Origin of the sequence: Microbacterium saccharophilum, assembly GCF_007992455.1 — a bacterium.
Classification (GTDB): Bacteria; Actinomycetota; Actinomycetes; order Actinomycetales; family Microbacteriaceae; genus Microbacterium; species Microbacterium saccharophilum.
The window spans coordinates 1-17,707 of sequence record NZ_BKAH01000024.1 but is presented as its reverse complement, the minus strand read 5'-3'; the positions used below and the strand labels follow the sequence as shown (position 1 = coordinate 17,707).

Genomic DNA, 17,707 nt, shown 5'->3' with positions numbered 1-17,707 from the left:
GGGGTCACGCGTCGGCGGGCGCCGCGATCGCGACGGACGCCGTCTCGACGAGGGGCATCTGCACCGTGACGGCGCGTCCGGCCTGCACGAAGATGCCGCGGCCCTCGGGGAAGTCCGAGCGCTTGACCTTGGGGAACGGCACCTTGAAGATGGCGTCGCCGTCGAACGCGTCGGCGCGCAGCACGATGCCCTTGCGTCCGCCCTTGAAGTCTCCGACCAGGCCGAAGCCGCTCGTGACCTGGCTGACGTCGGCGTCGCCGATCAGCAGGTGCTCGCTGCGGTTGACCGCCTGGAACAGGGCCTTCAGCGGCCGCTCGGCGGGCGAATCGGCGAACTGCGGGACGTCCTCGATGACGATGAGGAGCCGTGTGCCGATCGTCTCGTCCGCGACGAGCTCGGCGAGCTCCGTCGCCAGCTCCTTCGCATCGTCGGGTGTGACGGCGCTGCGCATCCACGGGGCGAAGTCCTTCAGCTGGGCGCGCCGCCCACCGAAGTGGAACAGCTTCACCGCCGGGTCGAGCCGCGTCATCGAGGTGATGAGCGCCTTCATCGCATTGGTCTTGCCCGAGGAGGGCGGACCGGCGACGACGAACGTGCCGACGGGATCGAAGTCCCGCGCCTCGAGGGTGTCCTCCGCGACGCCGAGGACGGGGTTCTCCCCGATCCGGTCGGGGAGGTCGGCCAGGGACAGGCGGGTGGGCAGGGAGCCGATCTCCGGCACTTCCCGCACGCCCCGGGCGCGCAGCTCGTCGGCCCACTGGGTCATGAGCTTGGTCTGCTCGGCGACGTTGGGCGTCCCGCCGAGCACGGCGATCTGCGTCTCGAACCCGTCCACGATCGCGCGTCCCGGCGCGGAGCGCTCGTCGAGGACGTCCTTCGGTGCGTTCAGCAGCGCATACGCGTTCTCGTCGGAGAGGCGAAGGACGACGCGGCGCGACACGTTGGAGCTCACCGCGGTCGGCACGGAGCCCGAGCGGTCGGCGGTCGCGACGACGTGCACGCCGAGCGGGCGCCCTTCGCCGAGGATCCTCATGAACGCCTGGTAGAACGGCATCCGTGCGGTCGTGGACTCCCATTCCGCGCGGAACTGCGGCAGCCCGTCCAGCAGCAGGACGATGCGGGACTCGTCGCGACCGGTGAGCTCCCGGTACTCCGCGACGCTCGACGCGTTCGCGGCGCTGAACCGCTTGCCGCGGTCGTCGAGGATGGCGCCGAGGGAGCGCATGATGCGCTGCACGCGCTCGGCGTCGTCGCCCGGGATGACGGAGCCGACGTGCGGGAGCACCTCCAGGCTCTTCAGCGACCCGGAGCCGAAGTCCAGGCCGTACACGGCGACGTTCTCCGGGCGGCGGCCCATCGCGGCGGCGAGCGCCACGGTGCGCAGCACGGTCGACTTGCCCGACCCGCTCGTGCCGTAGACGAGCAGAGACCCGTCACGGTCGGGTTCGAAGTAGACCGGCTCCTGCAGCTGGCGTTCCGGGACGTCGCGCTTGCCGAGGAGGATCGAGCCCGAGCGGCCGGCCGGCAGCTGGCGGAGGTCGACGGTGGACTCGAGGTCGTCGAGCCAGGGACGGCGCGGGGCCGGGATCCGCGCCTGCGTCGCCGCCGCGACGAGCGTCGCGACGATGCGCTTCTGGTCGTTGGGTCCGGGGTCGACGTCGTGCGACTCGGACTCGCCCTGGTCCTCGAGCTCCCACCGCTGGATCGAGCCGAACCGCAGCTCGGCGACGCTCACGTCGGCGACGGGCTTCTCGTCCGAGCTCCACCCGCCGGCGTACGCGGACTGAAACGACACGAGCCGTCCCGGTCCGGTCTTCGCGATGCCGCGACCCGGGATGCCGGGGTCGAAGCGGGCGGCCACCGGGTCGTCCACGACATCCTTCGAATCGGACTCGTCCGCCATGCGCAGGGCGACGCGCAGGTTCGTGTTGGCGCGCAGGTTGTCCTTGATGACGCCGGCGGGGCGCTGGGTGGCCATGATGAGGTGGATGCCGAGCGAGCGACCCCGCTGCGCGATGTCGACGACGCCGTCGACGAACTCCGGGACCTCGCCGGCGAGCGCGGCGAACTCGTCGATCACGAGCACGAGCGCGGGCGGGGTCTCCGGGTCGCGGCGCTTTTCCAGCTCGAGGAGGTCCTTGGCCTTCTTGCGGTTGAAGAGGTGCTCGCGGTGGTGCAGCTCGGCGCGCAGGCTCGTCAGGGCGCGTCGGACGAGGTGCGGGCTCAGGTCCGTGACGAGGCCCACCGTGTGCGGCAGGTCGACGCAGTCCGCGAACGCGGAACCGCCCTTGTAGTCGACGAAGAGGAACGTGACCCGGTCGGGGCTGTGCGCGGCGGCCATCCCGAGCACCCAGGCCTGCAGGAACTCCGACTTCCCGGCGCCCGTCGTACCGCCGACGAGGGCGTGCGGCCCCTGCCCGCGCAGGTCGAGCGTCATGGCATCCGATGGCCCCTGCCCGACGATGGCGCGCAGGTTGCCCGCCTTCTTCAGCCGCGGGAGGGTCGCCCCGGAGCGGTCCAGGATCGTGTTGTTCTCCCGCCAGCGCTCGATGACCGCGGACGGGTCCTCGGCCATCTCGGGGCCGACGAGGGAGAGGAACATGACGGAGTTCGGGATGTCGGAGGAGTCCTCGATCACGGTGCTCGAGTCGGCGACGGGCGCGAGGCGTTTGGCGAGCACCGTCATGAGCTCGTTGGAGACGCCTTCGACGGCGGTCTCCGGGTAGTCCACACCGCTGCGCACCGTCCCGGCGCGGGCGCGGTCGAGTCCGGCCGAGACGTCGAGGAAGCTGCGGCAGACAGCCGGCAGAGCGTCGACGACGGGGGCGACGAACAGGCCGTACACCCCGACGTCGGCGCCGCGCTCGAGCACCTGGGTCAGGCGCGCCCGGTCGACGGGCGCGTCGGCGGTGACGATGACGAGGACGGCGGTCTGCCCCGGGAAGGTCGCCTCCTCCGCCGCGCGGCGCACATCGGTGCCGTACCGCATCGGGTCCCACTCGTCGTCGAAGGGCAGGCGCGGGGATGCCGGGGACTTCGAGCGCCGCATCACGAGCTCCTCGAGCCCGGACAGCAGGGCGGCGCCCGTGGAGGCGGAATCGGACAGCGGCATGTCGCGGAACGGGCTCCGCTCGCTCGAGGTGTGCGGCAGCCATTTCAGCCATTCCAGCTGCTGCGCCCACTCCGGCTCGGTGAGGGCGACGGCGACGAGCTCGTTCGGCGAGTGCAGGCCGAACAGCTGCACGCACAGACCCCGGAGAGCGTCCGCGGCCTCGCGGGTGGGGCCCGCCACGCCCAGCACGCCGACGCTCTGCAGCGACTCGAGCACCGGCACCCCGTCGAGCATCCGATAGCGGTCGCGGAGCCGCTCGACCCGTTCGACGTACTCCTGCAGCGCGTCCGGGTTGTCGGCGCGCTTGATCGTGGTGCGCGAGGGTGCCTCGCACGTGCCGAGCCGTACGGCCAGGAAGTTCCAGTGCTCGGGCCGGCGGGTCCACAGCATGGGCCCGAGGCGCATGGCCTCCTCGAACACCACGGCGACGGGCGGGACCTCGGCGTTGCGCACCTCGCGCTCCCGCGGCCGCTCCCGGTACAGGGTCTCCTCGAGCTCCTCGAAGGTGCGCTCGAAGACCTCGACCTCCTTCTTGACCCGCTGGCCGATCTGCGTGCGCTGCGACACGAAGTTGCCGAGCATCATCATCGGCGTCATGAAGATGATCAGCAGGGCGCGCGGCTGGTTGAAGATCGAGTACATCGCGATGCCGAGGATGATCGGCGCGATGAGCATCGGCCAGGGGAAGAGCCGCGACATCGGCTCCTTCGGCATCCGCGGCTCGGAGAGCTCCTGCCCGACGTACCGGGGCTCGACGCGGGGGCTGCGATTGAACAGCAGCGTGCCGCCGCGTTCGAGGACGGGATCCTGCTCGACGGGCGCGAAGTCCTGCACCATGCTCACGACGAGCTCGGTGTCGCCGAGGACGAAGCGCTGCCCCGGGATGACGCGGAGCCGCTGCACGAGGCCGCCGTCCACGACGATGCCGTTGGCGGAGTTCAGGTCGACGAGGTCGACGGCGGCTCCCACCTCGATGCGGGCGTGCCGCTTGGAGATGAGCGCGTCGTCGAGGACGATGTCGTTCTCGGGTGCCCGGCCGATCGTGAAGTGACCGCGGGGCAGCGGGAACTCATGGCCGGCGAGCGGTCCGCGGACGGCGTGCAGGATCGCGGCGGGCGGAGCTCCGGTGCCGCGGGAGGCGACGTAGCCGGCGCCGAGGTTGACGATCGTGGCGACGAACCCGGACCCGACCGGGGCGTCGCTGATGAGCATGTCCGGATCGAGCATCGTCGTGTCCGACGACGTGGGCGGGGCGACGCTCAAGGTCAGGACGTCGTCCGGTGCGGCGATGATCTCCCGGGTCGGGTCGGCCTCCACGATGCGCCGCGCGACATCCTGCACGGTCGCCGTCGTGTCCGAGGTGACGACGATGTCGGTGCGCTGGGCGTCGCGGCGCTGCAGGGTCAGTTTGAGTCTCATGGGGGTGTCCTCATCCGGCTCTCAGCCTCGGGCGATCCTGACCTCGGCGAAACGATCTCCGAATCGGATCGTATCGCCGTCGTGCACCGGCACGCGCTCGCCGGGGGTGAGCTCGCGCTCGGCGCCGCCGCGCACGAGCGCGCTGCCGTTGGTCGATCCGCGGTCTTCCACGAAGAGCGCCTCCCCGTCCCGCCGCACGGCGAGGTGCGTCTTGGAGACGCTCATCGTGCGGTCGAGCACGGGCGTCGGGACGAGGCCGTCGTCCGCCGCCGGTGCCCGGCCGAGGAGCACACCGGCGCCCGCGACCTCGACGGCGTCTCCCGTGTCCAGGACGAGCGTGATCGTCGCGGGCGCCGCCGCGTCGGGGAGCAGTGCAGGGGGCGCCCACGTACCGGGGGATGCCGGCGGGCGGGGCGCGCCGGCGGGCTCCGGGACCGCGGCCGGAGACGCGGCGGGGGGCGCGACGGGCGGGATGGGCGCCGGAGTCGGAGCAGGAGCAGGAGCAGGAGTCGAAGCCGGAGCAGGCGGTCCTGCGGCCGGCGCCGGCGCCGCGGTCGGTGCGGGGACGGCCGCGCTGTCCACGCGCGTCGCGCCGAGCACGCCGCCGCTGCTGCGGGCGACCGGGATGTACACCTCGGGTCGCCGCTCCCCCGCCGGGGTGGCGAGCGAGGGGAGCTCGCTGCGCTCGTCCGCGAGGTCCGATGCGACGGTCTTGCGGGCGATCCGCATGCGCTTCGCGTCGTACGGGTTCAGGCCGCGCCGGATGTCGACGAACCATGTCGCCGCGGCCAGGTCGGGCCATCCGCGCCCGCGGCGCTCGGGGTCGAACAGCGGCGAGAGGAGCACGACGAGGAGGGGCCCGAGGAGGGGCAGCAGGAAGCTGCCCCACAGCACGAGGTAGCGCAGCACCGCTCCGCGCCAGAAGCCGGGTCGCTCGAGCGTGCGCACGTTCACCGAGCGGATGCCGAGCAGGGCCTTGCCGAGCGTGACGCCGCGGCGGCCGTGCAGGACGAGCTGCGTGATGAGGAAGGCCGCCGTCAGGGCGTACGACACCGCCGCACACACGATGAGCAGCACGAGGTCGCCGCGCGCGGCGAGCGCCGCCTGCGGGTCGCTCGCCCGTGTCAGCTCGATCGCGGCGGGGAGGACTGCCAGCAGGAGCGGCAGCTGCAGCACCAGGACGACGAGCACCTCGACGAGCGTTGCGGCGGCGCGCCGGCCGAACGGGGCGGGCAGGAGGCCGAGCGAGGCCGCGTAGTCGGGGCGCGCACGGCCGTGCTCGTCGAGACCTTCGACCTTGCGGGTCTCGTCCTGGATCTCCCAGATCACCGTTCCTCCTCGCGGGCGCTGCGGATCGACCCTACCTGGCGGTGCGGCATCCCCCACGCCGGCGCGGGCGGCGGATCAGTGGAAGAAGTGCCGCTCGCCCGTGAAGAACATCGTGACGTTCGCCTCGCGGGCCGCGTCGATGACCTCCTGGTCCCGCACCGACCCGCCCGGCTGGACGATGGCGGTGACACCCGCGTCGAGCAGCACCTGCGGGCCGTCGGCGAAGGGGAAGAAGGCGTCGGATGCCGCCACCGAGCCGGCGGCACGGTCACCGGCGCGCTCGACGGCCAGGCGGCACGAGTCGACGCGGTTCACCTGGCCCATGCCGATCCCGACGGTGGCGGAGTTCTTCGCGAGGACGATCGCGTTGCTCTTCACAGCGCGGCACGCCTTCCACGCGAAGATGAGGCTCGTCATCTCCTCGTCGCTCGGCCGCTCGCCGGTCACGAGCTGCCAGTCCTTCGCGGTGGCGCCGATCTCGTCCGGGAACCGGTCCGCATCCTGCAGGAGAAGACCGCCGGAGACGAGACGCACGTCCATCGGCTCCTGCCGCCAGTCGGCGGGGAGCTGCAGGACGCGGAGGTTCTTCTTGAGCTTGAACAGCTCGAGCGCCTCCGGCTCGAAGTCGGGCGCGACGATGACCTCGGTGAAGATGTCGCGGAGGTTCTCGGCCATCTTCAGCGTCACGGTGCGGTTCGCGGCGATGACGCCGCCGAAGGCGGACACGGGGTCGCACTCGTGGGCGCGCAGGTGCGCGGAGGCGATGGGGTCGAGCGCGTTGGGTGCCGTCACGGCGATGCCGCAGGGGTTGGCGTGCTTGATGATCGCGACGGCCGGGAGCACGAGGTCGAACGCGGCGCGCAGCGCGGCATCCGCGTCGACGTAGTTGTTGTAGGACATCTCCTTGCCCTGCAGCTGCGTCGCCTGCGCGATCCCGTGGCCGCCGGTGCGCGTGTAGATGGCGGCCCGCTGGTGCGCGTTCTCGCCGTAGCGGAGCGTCGAGAGGCGCTCGGCCTTGATGGTGAGGTGCTGCGGCAGGGCGCCCTCCTCGGCCAGCGTCTCGTCGGCGAACCAGGTCGCGACGGCGCGGTCGTAGGCGGCGGTGTGCGCGAAGGCGCGGGCGGCGAGCTCCCTGCGCTGCGCGAGGGTCGTGCCGCCCTGCCCGACGGCCTCGATGATCGCGGGGTAGGACTCCGGGGACACGACGACGGCGACGTTGGCGTAGTTCTTCGCCGAGGCGCGCACCATGGCGGGGCCGCCGATGTCGATCTGCTCGACGACGGCGTCGCCCTCGGCGCCCGAGGCGACGGTCTCGACGAACGGGTACAGGTTCACCACGACGAGCTCGAACGGGAGGATGCCGAGCTCGGACAGCTGGTCTTCGTGGTCCTCGAGGCGGAGGTCGGCGAGGAGGCCCGCGTGCACGTGCGGGTGCAGGGTCTTCACGCGCCCGCCGAGCGACTCCGGGAAGCCGGTGATCTCCGCGACGTCCTTGACGGTGAGGCCGGCTTCGCGCAGCAGCGCGGCGGAGCCGCCGGTGGAGACGATCTCGACGCCGGCGCCGGCGAGGGCCTGGCCGAGCGCGAGGAGCTCGCTCTTGTCGCTCACCGAGATGAGGGCACGGCGGACGGGGACGACGTCGCGCGAACGGTACAGGGAGGGGTCGATGGTCGGGCCGGCCATGGTGGGAGCTCCTGGGGTTCAGTGGTGGTCGTACGTGGTGAGGTCGAGGTCGCCGACGGCGATGCGGCGGACGACGTCGATGAGCAGACGTCGCTCGACGGGCTTGATGCGCTCGTGCAAGCTGTGCTCGGTGTCGTCGGGCAGGATCGGCACGCGCTCCTGCGCGAGGATCGGCCCGGTGTCGATGCCGTTGTCGACGACGATGACGCTCGCACCGGTCTGGGCCGCGCCGGAGGCGAGCGCGTCGCGGACGCCGTGTGCGCCGGGGAACTCCGGCAGGTACGCCGGGTGGGTGTTGATGAGGTGCGGCGCCCAGGCGTCGACGACCGCGGGGGGCAGCAGCCGCATGAGGCCGCTCAGGACGACGAGGTCGGGGTTCCAGACCTCCAACTGACGCTGCAGCTCCTCGCCCCAGTGCTCGCGGGTCTCGAACTCCCGGAACGGGACCATGATCGTCGGGATGCCGAACTGCTCGGCGTGTGCGAAGCCGTCCGCCTGCCGATCGGCGCCCACGACGATGACGCGGGCGGGGAAGTCGGGGTCGCCGGTGGCTGCCAGGAGGGCCCGCAGATTGGAGCCGGCACCCGAGATGAGCACGGCGACCGAGAGCATCCGGTCAGTCTACCGGGGACCACGCGGGACGTTCGGGCGTCCGCCAGCCGGACGGGTCGCGCGGGTCCTCCGCCGGGTAGTCGTACTCCGGGTGCCGGTGGCGCGGCGACAGCAGCATGATCGCCGCGCCGATCGCGAGCTCCACCCCGACCGCGAGGGCGAACGGCCCGGGTGCGGGCCCGACCTCCGCGAGACGACCGGGTCCGATCGATCCGGATGCCGTGACCGCCAGGAGCGCGGCGGCCGCGGCCCCCAGCACCGCGACGACGACGAGCGCGGCGATGCGGGGCACGAGCGGTTCGACGGCCTCCGGATCGGCGCGCAGTCGGCCGCGCGCGGCCCCGCCGGCGAGGGCGCCGACGCCGATGACGGTGAGGGCGAGCAGCAGCATCCAACTCGACGTGCTCTCCGGGAGGGCACCGAGCACGGGGATGCCGGGGACGACACCGAGGCTCGTCGCGGCCGGCGAGACAGCCGTGCCGGCACCGACGGCGAAGCCCGGGCCGGCGGCGAAGGATGCGGCCCAGATGATCATCGTCGGAAGGTAGGCGAGCTGCCCGAGCGCGAGGACGATCGCGCCGATGAGGTCGACGTGCGCGGCTTCGAACAGCGCGATGACCTCTCCCCCACGGGCCGCGAGCGAGACCGCGACGAGCAGCGCCCCGATGCCGATGAGCCCGAGCACGGCGACGACGGTGCCGCGCGCGACCGCGGCGGGGAGCTCCGCGGCCCACGCGCTGTGCGCGAACCGCTCCCGCACGGCGTCGACGAGCCCTCCGTCGCCTTCGCGCCACGCGCGCACGAGCGCGCCGAGGAGGGCGGGGACGGCGAAGACCAGCACCGGGAGGAGGACGGCGACTCCCGTGTCGACCGGGGCGGCGTCGAGGGTGGCGGTGAGCGCGAGACCCGTCGCGAGTGCCGCGACGGCGGCCGTGCCGGCGAGGACGCCGATGAGCCAGGCGCCCGCGTGAGCGGCGCGCGATCCCGAGCGAGCCGCGAACACGGCGGTGAAGACGGCGAACGCGAGCGGCGCGAGCGACAGCGTGAACGAGGCCGCGGCATCGGGGAGCCCGGCGACCGTCAGGTACTCCTCGGGGAGCGTGAGGTCGACCGGGACGAAATGGCCGAGCTGCCAGACACGGACCGCGACGGGCCAGAGGGCTCCCCACTGCGGCGCCGCCGAGAACCCGAACACCCACAGCAGGGTCAGCGGAGCGAGGGTCGCCGCGACGCCGACCGCGACGGCGATCACGGCGTCGAAGGCGGCCAGGACGGCGACGAGGAGACGGTTCATGCGGCTTCGACCCTACCCAGCGCGCGGCCCTGCGCCGGGGCGGGCGCGCCCGAAGCGCGGCCATCGGTCACGGTGGCGCGTCGTCATACGGCGGGCCGGTGGCGCGGGAGGGCCGCGGAAGTCGATACCTTCGATGTCATGAGCTCCAGCACCACCACCCGGAAATCGCCCGCCTCGGGCCCCGCTCCCACGGGCGCCCTCGACCGCTTCTTCGAGATCACCCGGCGCGGGTCGACCATCGGCGGCGAGATCCGCGGCGGCCTCGTCACGTTCGTGACGATGGCCTACATCGTCGTCCTGAACCCGATCATCCTCTCCGGCAAGCCCGACATCGCCGGGAACTCCCTCGACTTCGCCGCCGTCGGCGCCGCCACGGCCCTGACCGCCGGTGTCATGACGATCCTGTTCGGCATCGTGACGCGGCTGCCGTTCGCCTTCGCGGCGGGGCTCGGGATCAACGCCTTCCTCGCGTTCAGCGTCATCGGCGAGGTGACCTGGCCCGAGGCGATGGCGCTCGTCGTCATCAACGGCCTCATCATCGTGCTGCTGGCCGCCACCGGGCTCCGGAAGATGATCTTCGACGCCGTTCCGGTGCAGCTCAAGCTCGCCATCACGGTCGCGATCGGCTTCTTCATCGCCTTCATCGGCTTCGTCAACTCCGGCTTCGTCACCGCGACGGGCGAGTCCTCGCCTCCGGTCGGTCTGGGTGTCGGCGGCTCCGTGGCATCGGTGCCGACGCTCATGTTCATCGTCACGCTGCTGCTCACCGGCATCCTCGTCGCCCGTCGGGTCAAGGGCGGCATGCTCATCGGCATCGTCGTCGGCACGCTGCTGTCGATCGTCATCGAGGCGATCTGGCACCTCGGCTCCGCGCAGGACAACCCCGGCGGGTGGGGCCTGACGATCCCCGCGCTGGACGGCTCCCCCGTGGCGATCCCCGACCTCAGCCTGCTCGGCGCCGTGGACTTCGGGTTCGACCTCGGCAAGGTGAGCATCGTCACGCTCGTCATGCTCGTCTTCACCCTGGTGTTCTCGAACTTCTTCGACGCGATGGGTACGATGACCGGTCTCGCCAAGGAGGCCGAGCTCGCCGACGCGAAGGGCGACTTCCCGCGCATCAAGTCCGCGCTGATCGTCGAGGGCGTCGGCGCCGTCGTCGGCGGCGCGACCTCGTCGTCGTCCGCCACCGTGTTCGTCGAATCCGGCTCGGGCATCGGCGAGGGCGCCCGCACGGGCTTCGCGAACATCGTCACCGGCATCCTGTTCCTCCTCGCCATGTTCTTCACGCCGCTGACCTCGATCGTCCCGACCGAGGTCGCCGCCGCGGCCCTGGTCACGGTCGGCGCGATGATGATGGCGCAGGTCAAGAGCATCGACCTCGGCGACTTCCGCGTGCTCCTGCCGGTCTTCCTCACCGTGAGCGTCATGCCGCTGACCTACTCGATCGCCAACGGCATCGGGGCGGGCTTCGTCAGCTGGGTCCTCGTGCACGCGCTGTCCGGCCGCGCGAAGACCATCAGCCCCCTGCTCTGGGTCGTCGCCGGCGGGTTCGTGATCTACTTCGCCCGCGGCCCCATCGAGGCGCTCCTGGGCGCCTGACCCCGCGCGGCCCGAGGCCGGGCAACGCAAGGAGGCCGCACCCCGTCGGGTGCGGCCTCCGGCGTTCGGGCGGGCAGGCATCGGGGTGCGGCCTCCTGTGTTCGGGCGGGCAGGCATCGGGGTGCCGCCTCCCGTGTTCGGGCGGGCAGGTGCCACTGGTACCCCTCGCCCGCGCGACTCCCCGCATCCATTCGTGCGCGCTGACGTGCCGTTCACCCGCGCCGAACTGCGGGTGCGACGCCCCACGACCCACCATTCAGCGCGGACGAATCAGCGCGTCTCGATTCATTCGCGCCAAAGTGCGGGTGCCAGGCCCTACGACCCACCATTCGGCGCGGACGAATCAGCGCGCGCTCAGCGCGGCCTCGCTGGAGCGAGATGCGGCCGGGCCCGCAACGGGGCCCACGCCGCAGCATCCATTCACCCGCGCCAAAGTGCGGGTGCGCGGCCCTACGACCCGCCATTCGGCGCGGATGAACCAGCGCGCCGCGATTCGCCCGCGCCAACGGGTGGGTGCGAGGCCCCAGGACCCGCTATTCGGCGCGGATGAACCAATGCGCCACCCCGCGCCCAGCGCCCAGCGCCCGGCGCCCAGCACCAGCACCCAACGCCCCCGCGCGCAGGCTCACGCCCCGCGGCACGCAGAAGGGGCCGGATGCACGGCATCCGGCCCCTTCACGACAATAGGCGTCAGAGCGCCTCGATGATCTCCCGCATGAGCGCGGCCGTCTCGGACGGCGTCTTGCCGACCTTGACTCCGGCGGCCTCGAGGGCCTCCTTCTTGGCCTGCGCCGTGCCGGCGGAGCCGGAGACGATGGCGCCGGCGTGGCCCATCGTCTTGCCCTCCGGGGCGGTGAAGCCCGCGACGTAGCCGACGACGGGCTTCGTGACGTGCGCCTTGATGTACTCCGCCGCGCGCTCCTCGGCGTCGCCGCCGATCTCGCCGATCATGACGATGGCCTTCGTCTCGGGGTCGGCCTCGAACGCCTCGAGCGCGTCGATGTGCGTCGTGCCGATGACCGGGTCGCCGCCGATGCCGATGGCGGTCGAGAAGCCGAGGTCGCGCAGCTCGAACATCATCTGGTAGGTCAGGGTGCCCGACTTCGACACGAGGCCGATGGGGCCCTTGTCGGTGATGTTCGCCGGCGTGATGCCGACGAGCGACTCGCCCGGCGTGATGATGCCGGGGCAGTTCGGGCCGATGATGCGGGTCTTGTTGCCCTTGCTCTTCGCGTACGACCACGCCTCGGCGCTGTCGCCGACGGGCACGCCCTCGGTGATGACGACGAGCAGCGGGATCTCGGCGTCGATGGCCTCGACCATCGCGGCCTTCGTGAAGGCGGCGGGGACGAAGGCGATCGACACGTCGGCGCCCGTCTTCTCCATCGCCTCGGCGACCGAGCCGAAGACGGGCAGCTCGACGCCAGCGCCGTCCTTGCCGGTGTGCAGCACGGTGGTGCCGGCCTTGCGGGCGTTGACGCCGCCGACGACCTGGGTACCCGCCTTCAGCATGAGGGCGGTGTGCTTCGTGCCCTCGCCGCCGGTGATGCCCTGGACGATGACCTTGGAGTCCTTGTTGAGGAAGATCGACATTTCAGTAAGTCCTATTCCGGATGCGGGGCTCAGGCGTTGGCGAGTTCGGCGGCCTTGTCGGCGCCCTCGTCCATGGTCGCTGCGAGCGTCACGAGCGGGTGGTTGGCGTCCTGGAGGATCTTGCGACCCTCTTCGACGCGGTTGCCGTCCAGGCGCACGACGAGCGGCTTGGATGCCGTGGAGCCGAGCTCGGCGAGCGCGCCGACGATCCCCTTGGCGACGGCGTCGCACGCCGTGATGCCGCCGAACACGTTGACGAAGACGCTCTTGACCTGCGGGTCGCCGAGGATGACGTCCAGGCCCGCGGCCATGACCTCGGCCGACGCGCCGCCGCCGATGTCGAGGAAGTTCGCCGGCTTCACGCCGCCGTGGTTCTCGCCCGCGTACGCGACGACGTCGAGCGTGGACATGACGAGCCCCGCGCCGTTGCCGATGATGCCGACCTGGCCGTCGAGCTTGACGTAGTTGAGGTCGTTCTCCTTGGCCTTGGCCTCCAGCGGGTCGGCCGCGGCCTTGTCCTCCAGGAGCGCGTGCGAGGCGTGCCGGAACTCGGCGTTCTCGTCCAGCGTCACCTTGCCGTCGAGGGCGATGATGTCACCGTCGGAGGACAGGATCAGCGGGTTCACCTCGACGAGGGTGGCGTCCTCGCCCTTGTAGACATTGAAGAGCTTCACGAAGACGTCGGCGACCTTGGGGGCCAGTTCGTCGTCGAAGTTCGCGGCCTTGGCGATCTCGAGCGCCTTGGCCTGGTCGATGCCGACGATCGGGTCGACCTCGACGCGGGCGAGCGCCTCGGGGCGCTCGACGGCGAGCTCTTCGATCTCCATGCCGCCCTCGACGCTCGCGAGCGACAGGTAGGAGCGGTTGGCGCGGTCCAGCAGCACCGAGAAGTAGAACTCCTTCTCGATGGATGCGCCGGCGGCGACCATCACGCGCTTGACGACGTGGCCCTTGATGTCGAGGCCGAGGATGGCCTTGGCCGCCTCGTATGCGTCGTCGGGCGTCTTGGCGACCTTGACGCCGCCCGCCTTGCCGCGGCCGCCCGTCTTCACCTGCGCCTTCACGACGACGAGGCCGCCGATCTTCTCCGCGGCCGCCTTCGCCTCCTCGGGGGTGTCGGCGATGATGCCGGCGAGCACCGGCACCTCGTACTTCTCGAACAGGTCTCGGGCCTGGTACTCGTAAAGATCCACGTGCAATCCTTCGCTGGGCGACTGTGGTTTCGGTGCCGAAAGAATCTCGATGTCGAGATATCGACCAGTGCCCCAGCTTAGTACCCGCGACTGGGCGCCCTTTCCGCCTGCACCCCGTACGAAGGGACAACTAAGCTTTCAGCACCATGACCGAACCGGCCCGCAGCACCGCCCGCGACAGCGTCGTCGCCGCAGCACTCGACCTCTTCGCGGCGCAGGGTTTCGAGGCCACCTCGGTGGAGCAGATCGCGCATGCGGCGGGGGTCTCCCGCTCTACGTTCTTCCGCCAGTTCGGCGGCAAGGACGACGTCGTCTTCTCCGACCACGACCTCCTGCTCGAGCGATTGCGCGAATACCTCGCCGAGACGCACGAGAGCCCGTGGGCGGCCGTCTGCGACGCGTCGGTGCAGGTGTTCCGCCATTTCGCGACCGACCCGGAACTCGCCCGACGGCGCTACGCCGTGGTCCGCGAGGTGCCGGCGCTGCGCGACCGGGAGATCGTCACGGTCTTCCAGTACGAACGGCTCTTCGACGAGTACCTCCGCTCCGCCCTGCCGGGGCTCGATCCGCTCGACTCCGTCGCGTTCGCCGCCGCCGTCACCGCCGTGCACAACCACGTGCTGCGCCGGCTGCTGCGCGGCGGGAAGCGGGTGCCGGTGTCGGTGCTGACCGACGCGTACGACGTCGTGCTGCAGCGCTTCGGCGTCCACCCGGACGGCACCGACCCGGCAGCGGACGACCTGGTCGTGGCGACCTTCCCGCGGCGGATGCCGAGGGCCGAAGTCACGCGACGGCTCGCCGCCGAACTGGACTGACCTCGACCGCGACCCGCCTCACGGCGCCGGCAGCAGCGACAGCCCGTGCAGGAGGTCGGCGCGCGACGCCGCGACGCACACCCGGATCCAGCCCTCGCCGGAGGCGCCGAACGCGGAGCCCGGTGCCACGGCAACGCGGCTCTCGCGAAGGAACGTCTCCGCCCAGCCGGCGACGTCCCCGCCGGTGGCGTGGCGCATGTCGATCCACAGGTACATGGCGCCGGAGGGACGGAGGAAGCCGATCCCCCGCGCCCGCAGCAGGTCCGTCGCCGCGGTCAGGTTGTCGCGGTAGTGCTCCCGCGCCGCGGCGACGTGGCCCTGGTCGCCGCGGAGCGCGGCGATCGCCGCGCGCTGCGCGGGGGCGTCGACGCACGAGATCATCGCCTCCTGGACGGTCCGCAGGTGCGGCGCCCAGTCGGTCGGTGTGACGAGGAACCCGACGCGCACGCCGGTCATCGCGTAGGTCTTCGACGTCGAGAAGACGCCGAGGACACGCTCCCCGCCGGTGTCCGCGGTGTCGAGGGCGACCAGGCTGACATGCGGCGCGTCGAACGTGAGCTCGGAGTACACCTCGTCGCTGATGACCCACAGGTCGTGGCGCCGGGCGAACTCGAGCAGCGCGCGGGCGCGCGACTCGTCCAGCACCGTGCCGAGCGGGTTGGACGGCGAGTTCACGATGATCGCGCGCGTCCGTGCCGTCACGAGCGGCTCGAGCCGCTCCACCTCCGGCAGGAACGCCGCCTCCTCGCGGAGCGCGTACGGGACGGGCACGGCGGACAGCATCCGCGGGCTCATCGAGAACGTCGAGTAGCCGGGGTCGGGGATGAGGACCTCCTCCCCCGGCCCGAGGACGAGCCCGAGCGCCTGGTGCAGCGCCTGCGTGCCGCCGACGGTGACGCACACGCGCTCGGCGTCGATCGGGGCCCCGTGATCGGCGGCGAACCGGTCGGCGAAGGCGCAGCGCAGCTCCGGCATCCCGGCGTTGGCGGTGTACCCGGTCTCGTCGGCGGTCCAGGCGGCCGCGGCGGCCGCGAGGATGTGCGGGGCGACCGGCACGTCCGGTTCGCCGACCGCGAGCAGCGTGACGCCGTCCAGCGTGAGGGCGACCTCGAAGATGCGACGGATGCCGCTGGCCGGGACGGCGAGCATGTGGGGACTGAGCGCGGGCACGGCTCCAGCGTACGACCGCGACGTCATGGGACTAGGTCCCACTCGGCATGGGACTCAGTACCCCATCCGATATGCTGGCCGCATGACCAGCGCACTGCCCGGCGAAGCCGTCTCCTCCTACGACGTGACGGGCCGGCTCGGCACCGACTACTACGCCGTGTTCGCCGACATCCCCGAAGCGGACCGGGCCGTCTGGGAGCGCGCGCAGGCCTACATCGACGAGGTCGGCGACCGGATGCAGGAGGCGTGGGACCGGGCGGAGTACCCGCTCGACCTCGCCGAGCGGATGGGCGAGCTCGATCTGCTCAACGACGGCATCGAGCACCCGGGCCTCACGCGCTTCTCGCCGCTCGCCGCAGGCCTGGTCAACATGGAGATCTCTCGGGGCGACGGGTCGCTCGGCACCGTCGTCGCGGTGCAGGGCGGCCTCGCGCTGCGCACGCTCGCGCTGTTCGGCAGCCCGCAGCAGCAGGAGGCGTGGCTCGCGCCCATCGCCCGCGCCACGGTCCCGGCGGCGTTCGCGCTGACCGAGCCCGACCACGGCTCGGACTCGGTGTCGCTCGAGACGGTCGCCCGGCGCGACGGCGACACCTGGGTCATCCGCGGCACGAAGAAGTGGATCGGCAACGGCGCGTCCGGCGGGGTCACGTTCGTCTGGGCCCGGATCGACGACGACACCGCGCCCGAGCACGGTGCGGTGCGCTGCTTCCTCGTGGAGCAGTCGGCGCCGGGGTACACCGGCACGGTGATCACCGGCAAGGCGTCGCTGCGCGGCATCCACCAGGCCCACATCGCCCTCGACGACGTGCGCGTGCCGCTGGATGCCGTCCTCCCCGGCGCGAAGAGCTTCAAGGATGCCTCGACCGTGCTGTACTCGACCCGCTCGGGCGTCGCCTGGTCGGCGCTCGGCCACGCGACGGCCTGCTACGAAGCGGCGTTGCAGTACGCGCAGCAGCGCACGCAGTTCGGCAAGCCGCTCGCGAAGTTCCAGATGGTGCAGGAGCGGCTCGCGCAGATGCTCGAGGAGCTCACGGCGATGCAGCTGTACTGCCGCCACCTCGCCGACCTCGAGCAGTCCGGCGGCCTCCGGCCCACGCAGGCGTCGCTCGCGAAGTACCACAACACGCGGGCGGCGCGGCGGATCGCCTCCGCCGCGCGCGACCTGCTCGGCGGCAACGGCATCCTGCTCGAGAACGGCGTCATGCAGCACATGGCCGACATCGAGGCGATCCACACGTACGAGGGCACCGAATCCGTCCAGGCTCTCCTCATCGGCCGCGACATCACCGGGGTGTCGGCCTTCGCCTGACCGCACCCGCGGCCCCGGCGCATTGCGCATGTCGGCCGCTGCCGGTGTGATGGTCGCATGTACGAGATCCCCGCACCGATGCTCGCGAAGTCCGTCCCCGAGGTCCCCGACCCGGACAAGTTCGCGGGAGGGCTGTCGTACGAGCCGAAGTGGGACGGCTTCCGCGCCCTGGTCGCGTGGGACGGGACGGACGTCGAGCTCGGCTCACGCGGAGCGAAACCGTTGACCCGCTACTTCCCCGAGCTCGTCGAGGCCTGCGCAAGGCTGCTGCCGGAGCCGTGCCTCCTGGACGGGGAGATCGTCGTCGCGGACGGCGCCGAGGGCGCCCAGCGCCTGCAGTGGGAGATCCTCTCCCAGCGGATCCACCCGGCCGCATCGCGCGTGAGGATGCTGAGCGAGACGCACCCGGCGATGTTCGTCGCGTTCGATCTCCTCGCCCGCGGCGACCGCGACCTGCAGTCCGAACCCTTCGAGACGCGGCGTGCCGAGCTGGAGGATCTCCTCGGCGGTGTCCCGCATCCGCTGCACGTCACCCGCACGACCCGTGACCGCGATCTCGCCCGCCGCTGGCTCGCGGAG

The 17,707-nt window shown here is 71.8% G+C and carries 12 protein-coding genes; 4 read left to right on the top strand and 8 right to left on the bottom strand.

Going from position 1 to position 17,707, the window contains the following annotated elements; genetic code table 11:
* Positions 1-4 precede the first annotated feature (4 nt).
* The 5 genes from MSA03_RS14160 to MSA03_RS14140 form a co-directional block, all read right to left on the bottom strand.
* Positions 5-4,531, bottom strand: coding sequence for a type VII secretion EssC family protein (locus MSA03_RS14160; protein ID WP_147051510.1), 4,527 nt, complete (start codon positions 4,529-4,531; stop codon positions 5-7).
* Between the two features lie 21 nt (positions 4,532-4,552).
* Positions 4,553-5,860: an RDD family protein gene (locus tag MSA03_RS14155; RefSeq protein ID WP_170245527.1), complete on the bottom strand. Its 1,308-nt coding sequence runs from the start codon at positions 5,858-5,860 to the stop codon at positions 4,553-4,555.
* Between the two features lie 75 nt (positions 5,861-5,935).
* Positions 5,936-7,543: a bifunctional phosphoribosylaminoimidazolecarboxamide formyltransferase/IMP cyclohydrolase gene (gene purH, locus MSA03_RS14150; RefSeq protein ID WP_147051508.1), complete on the bottom strand. Its 1,608-nt coding sequence runs from the start codon at positions 7,541-7,543 to the stop codon at positions 5,936-5,938.
* Positions 7,544-7,561: 18 nt separating this feature from the next.
* Complete coding sequence (gene purN, locus MSA03_RS14145) at positions 7,562-8,155, bottom strand: phosphoribosylglycinamide formyltransferase (RefSeq protein WP_147051507.1); 594 nt, start codon at positions 8,153-8,155, stop codon at positions 7,562-7,564.
* Positions 8,156-8,159: 4 nt separating this feature from the next.
* Positions 8,160-9,449, bottom strand: coding sequence for a cell division protein PerM (locus tag MSA03_RS14140; protein WP_174799889.1), 1,290 nt, complete (start codon positions 9,447-9,449; stop codon positions 8,160-8,162).
* Positions 9,450-9,587: 138 nt separating this feature from the next.
* On the opposite strand from MSA03_RS14140, the gene MSA03_RS14135 reads away from it, so the two are divergent.
* A complete protein-coding gene (locus tag MSA03_RS14135) occupies positions 9,588-11,048 on the top strand; it encodes an NCS2 family permease (protein WP_147051506.1) in 1,461 nt (486 codons plus the stop codon).
* Between the two features lie 690 nt (positions 11,049-11,738).
* On the opposite strand, the gene sucD is transcribed toward MSA03_RS14135, so the two are convergent.
* Positions 11,739-12,641, bottom strand: coding sequence for a succinate--CoA ligase subunit alpha (sucD, locus tag MSA03_RS14130; protein WP_028497319.1), 903 nt, complete (start codon positions 12,639-12,641; stop codon positions 11,739-11,741).
* Positions 12,642-12,670: 29 nt separating this feature from the next.
* On the bottom strand, positions 12,671-13,834 hold the full coding sequence (gene sucC, locus MSA03_RS14125) for an ADP-forming succinate--CoA ligase subunit beta (RefSeq protein WP_028497318.1): 1,164 nt from the start codon (positions 13,832-13,834) through the stop codon (positions 12,671-12,673).
* A 146-nt stretch (positions 13,835-13,980) separates the two neighbouring features.
* Between sucC and MSA03_RS14120 the strand changes: the two genes are divergently transcribed.
* A complete protein-coding gene (locus MSA03_RS14120; protein WP_028497317.1) occupies positions 13,981-14,649 on the top strand; it encodes a TetR/AcrR family transcriptional regulator in 669 nt (222 codons plus the stop codon).
* 18 nt (positions 14,650-14,667) lie between these two features.
* Here the strand turns inward: MSA03_RS14120 and MSA03_RS14115 are convergent, their stop codons facing one another.
* Positions 14,668-15,819, bottom strand: coding sequence for a pyridoxal phosphate-dependent aminotransferase (locus MSA03_RS14115; RefSeq protein WP_147051505.1), 1,152 nt, complete (start codon positions 15,817-15,819; stop codon positions 14,668-14,670).
* Positions 15,820-15,901: 82 nt separating this feature from the next.
* On the opposite strand from MSA03_RS14115, the gene MSA03_RS14110 reads away from it, so the two are divergent.
* Together MSA03_RS14110 and MSA03_RS14105 are read left to right on the top strand one after the other, a co-directional pair.
* A complete protein-coding gene (locus tag MSA03_RS14110) occupies positions 15,902-17,128 on the top strand; it encodes an acyl-CoA dehydrogenase family protein (protein WP_028497315.1) in 1,227 nt (408 codons plus the stop codon).
* Positions 17,129-17,185: 57 nt separating this feature from the next.
* A partial coding sequence (locus MSA03_RS14105; protein ID WP_443093799.1) for an ATP-dependent DNA ligase occupies positions 17,186-17,707 on the top strand: 522 nt, incomplete at its 3' end.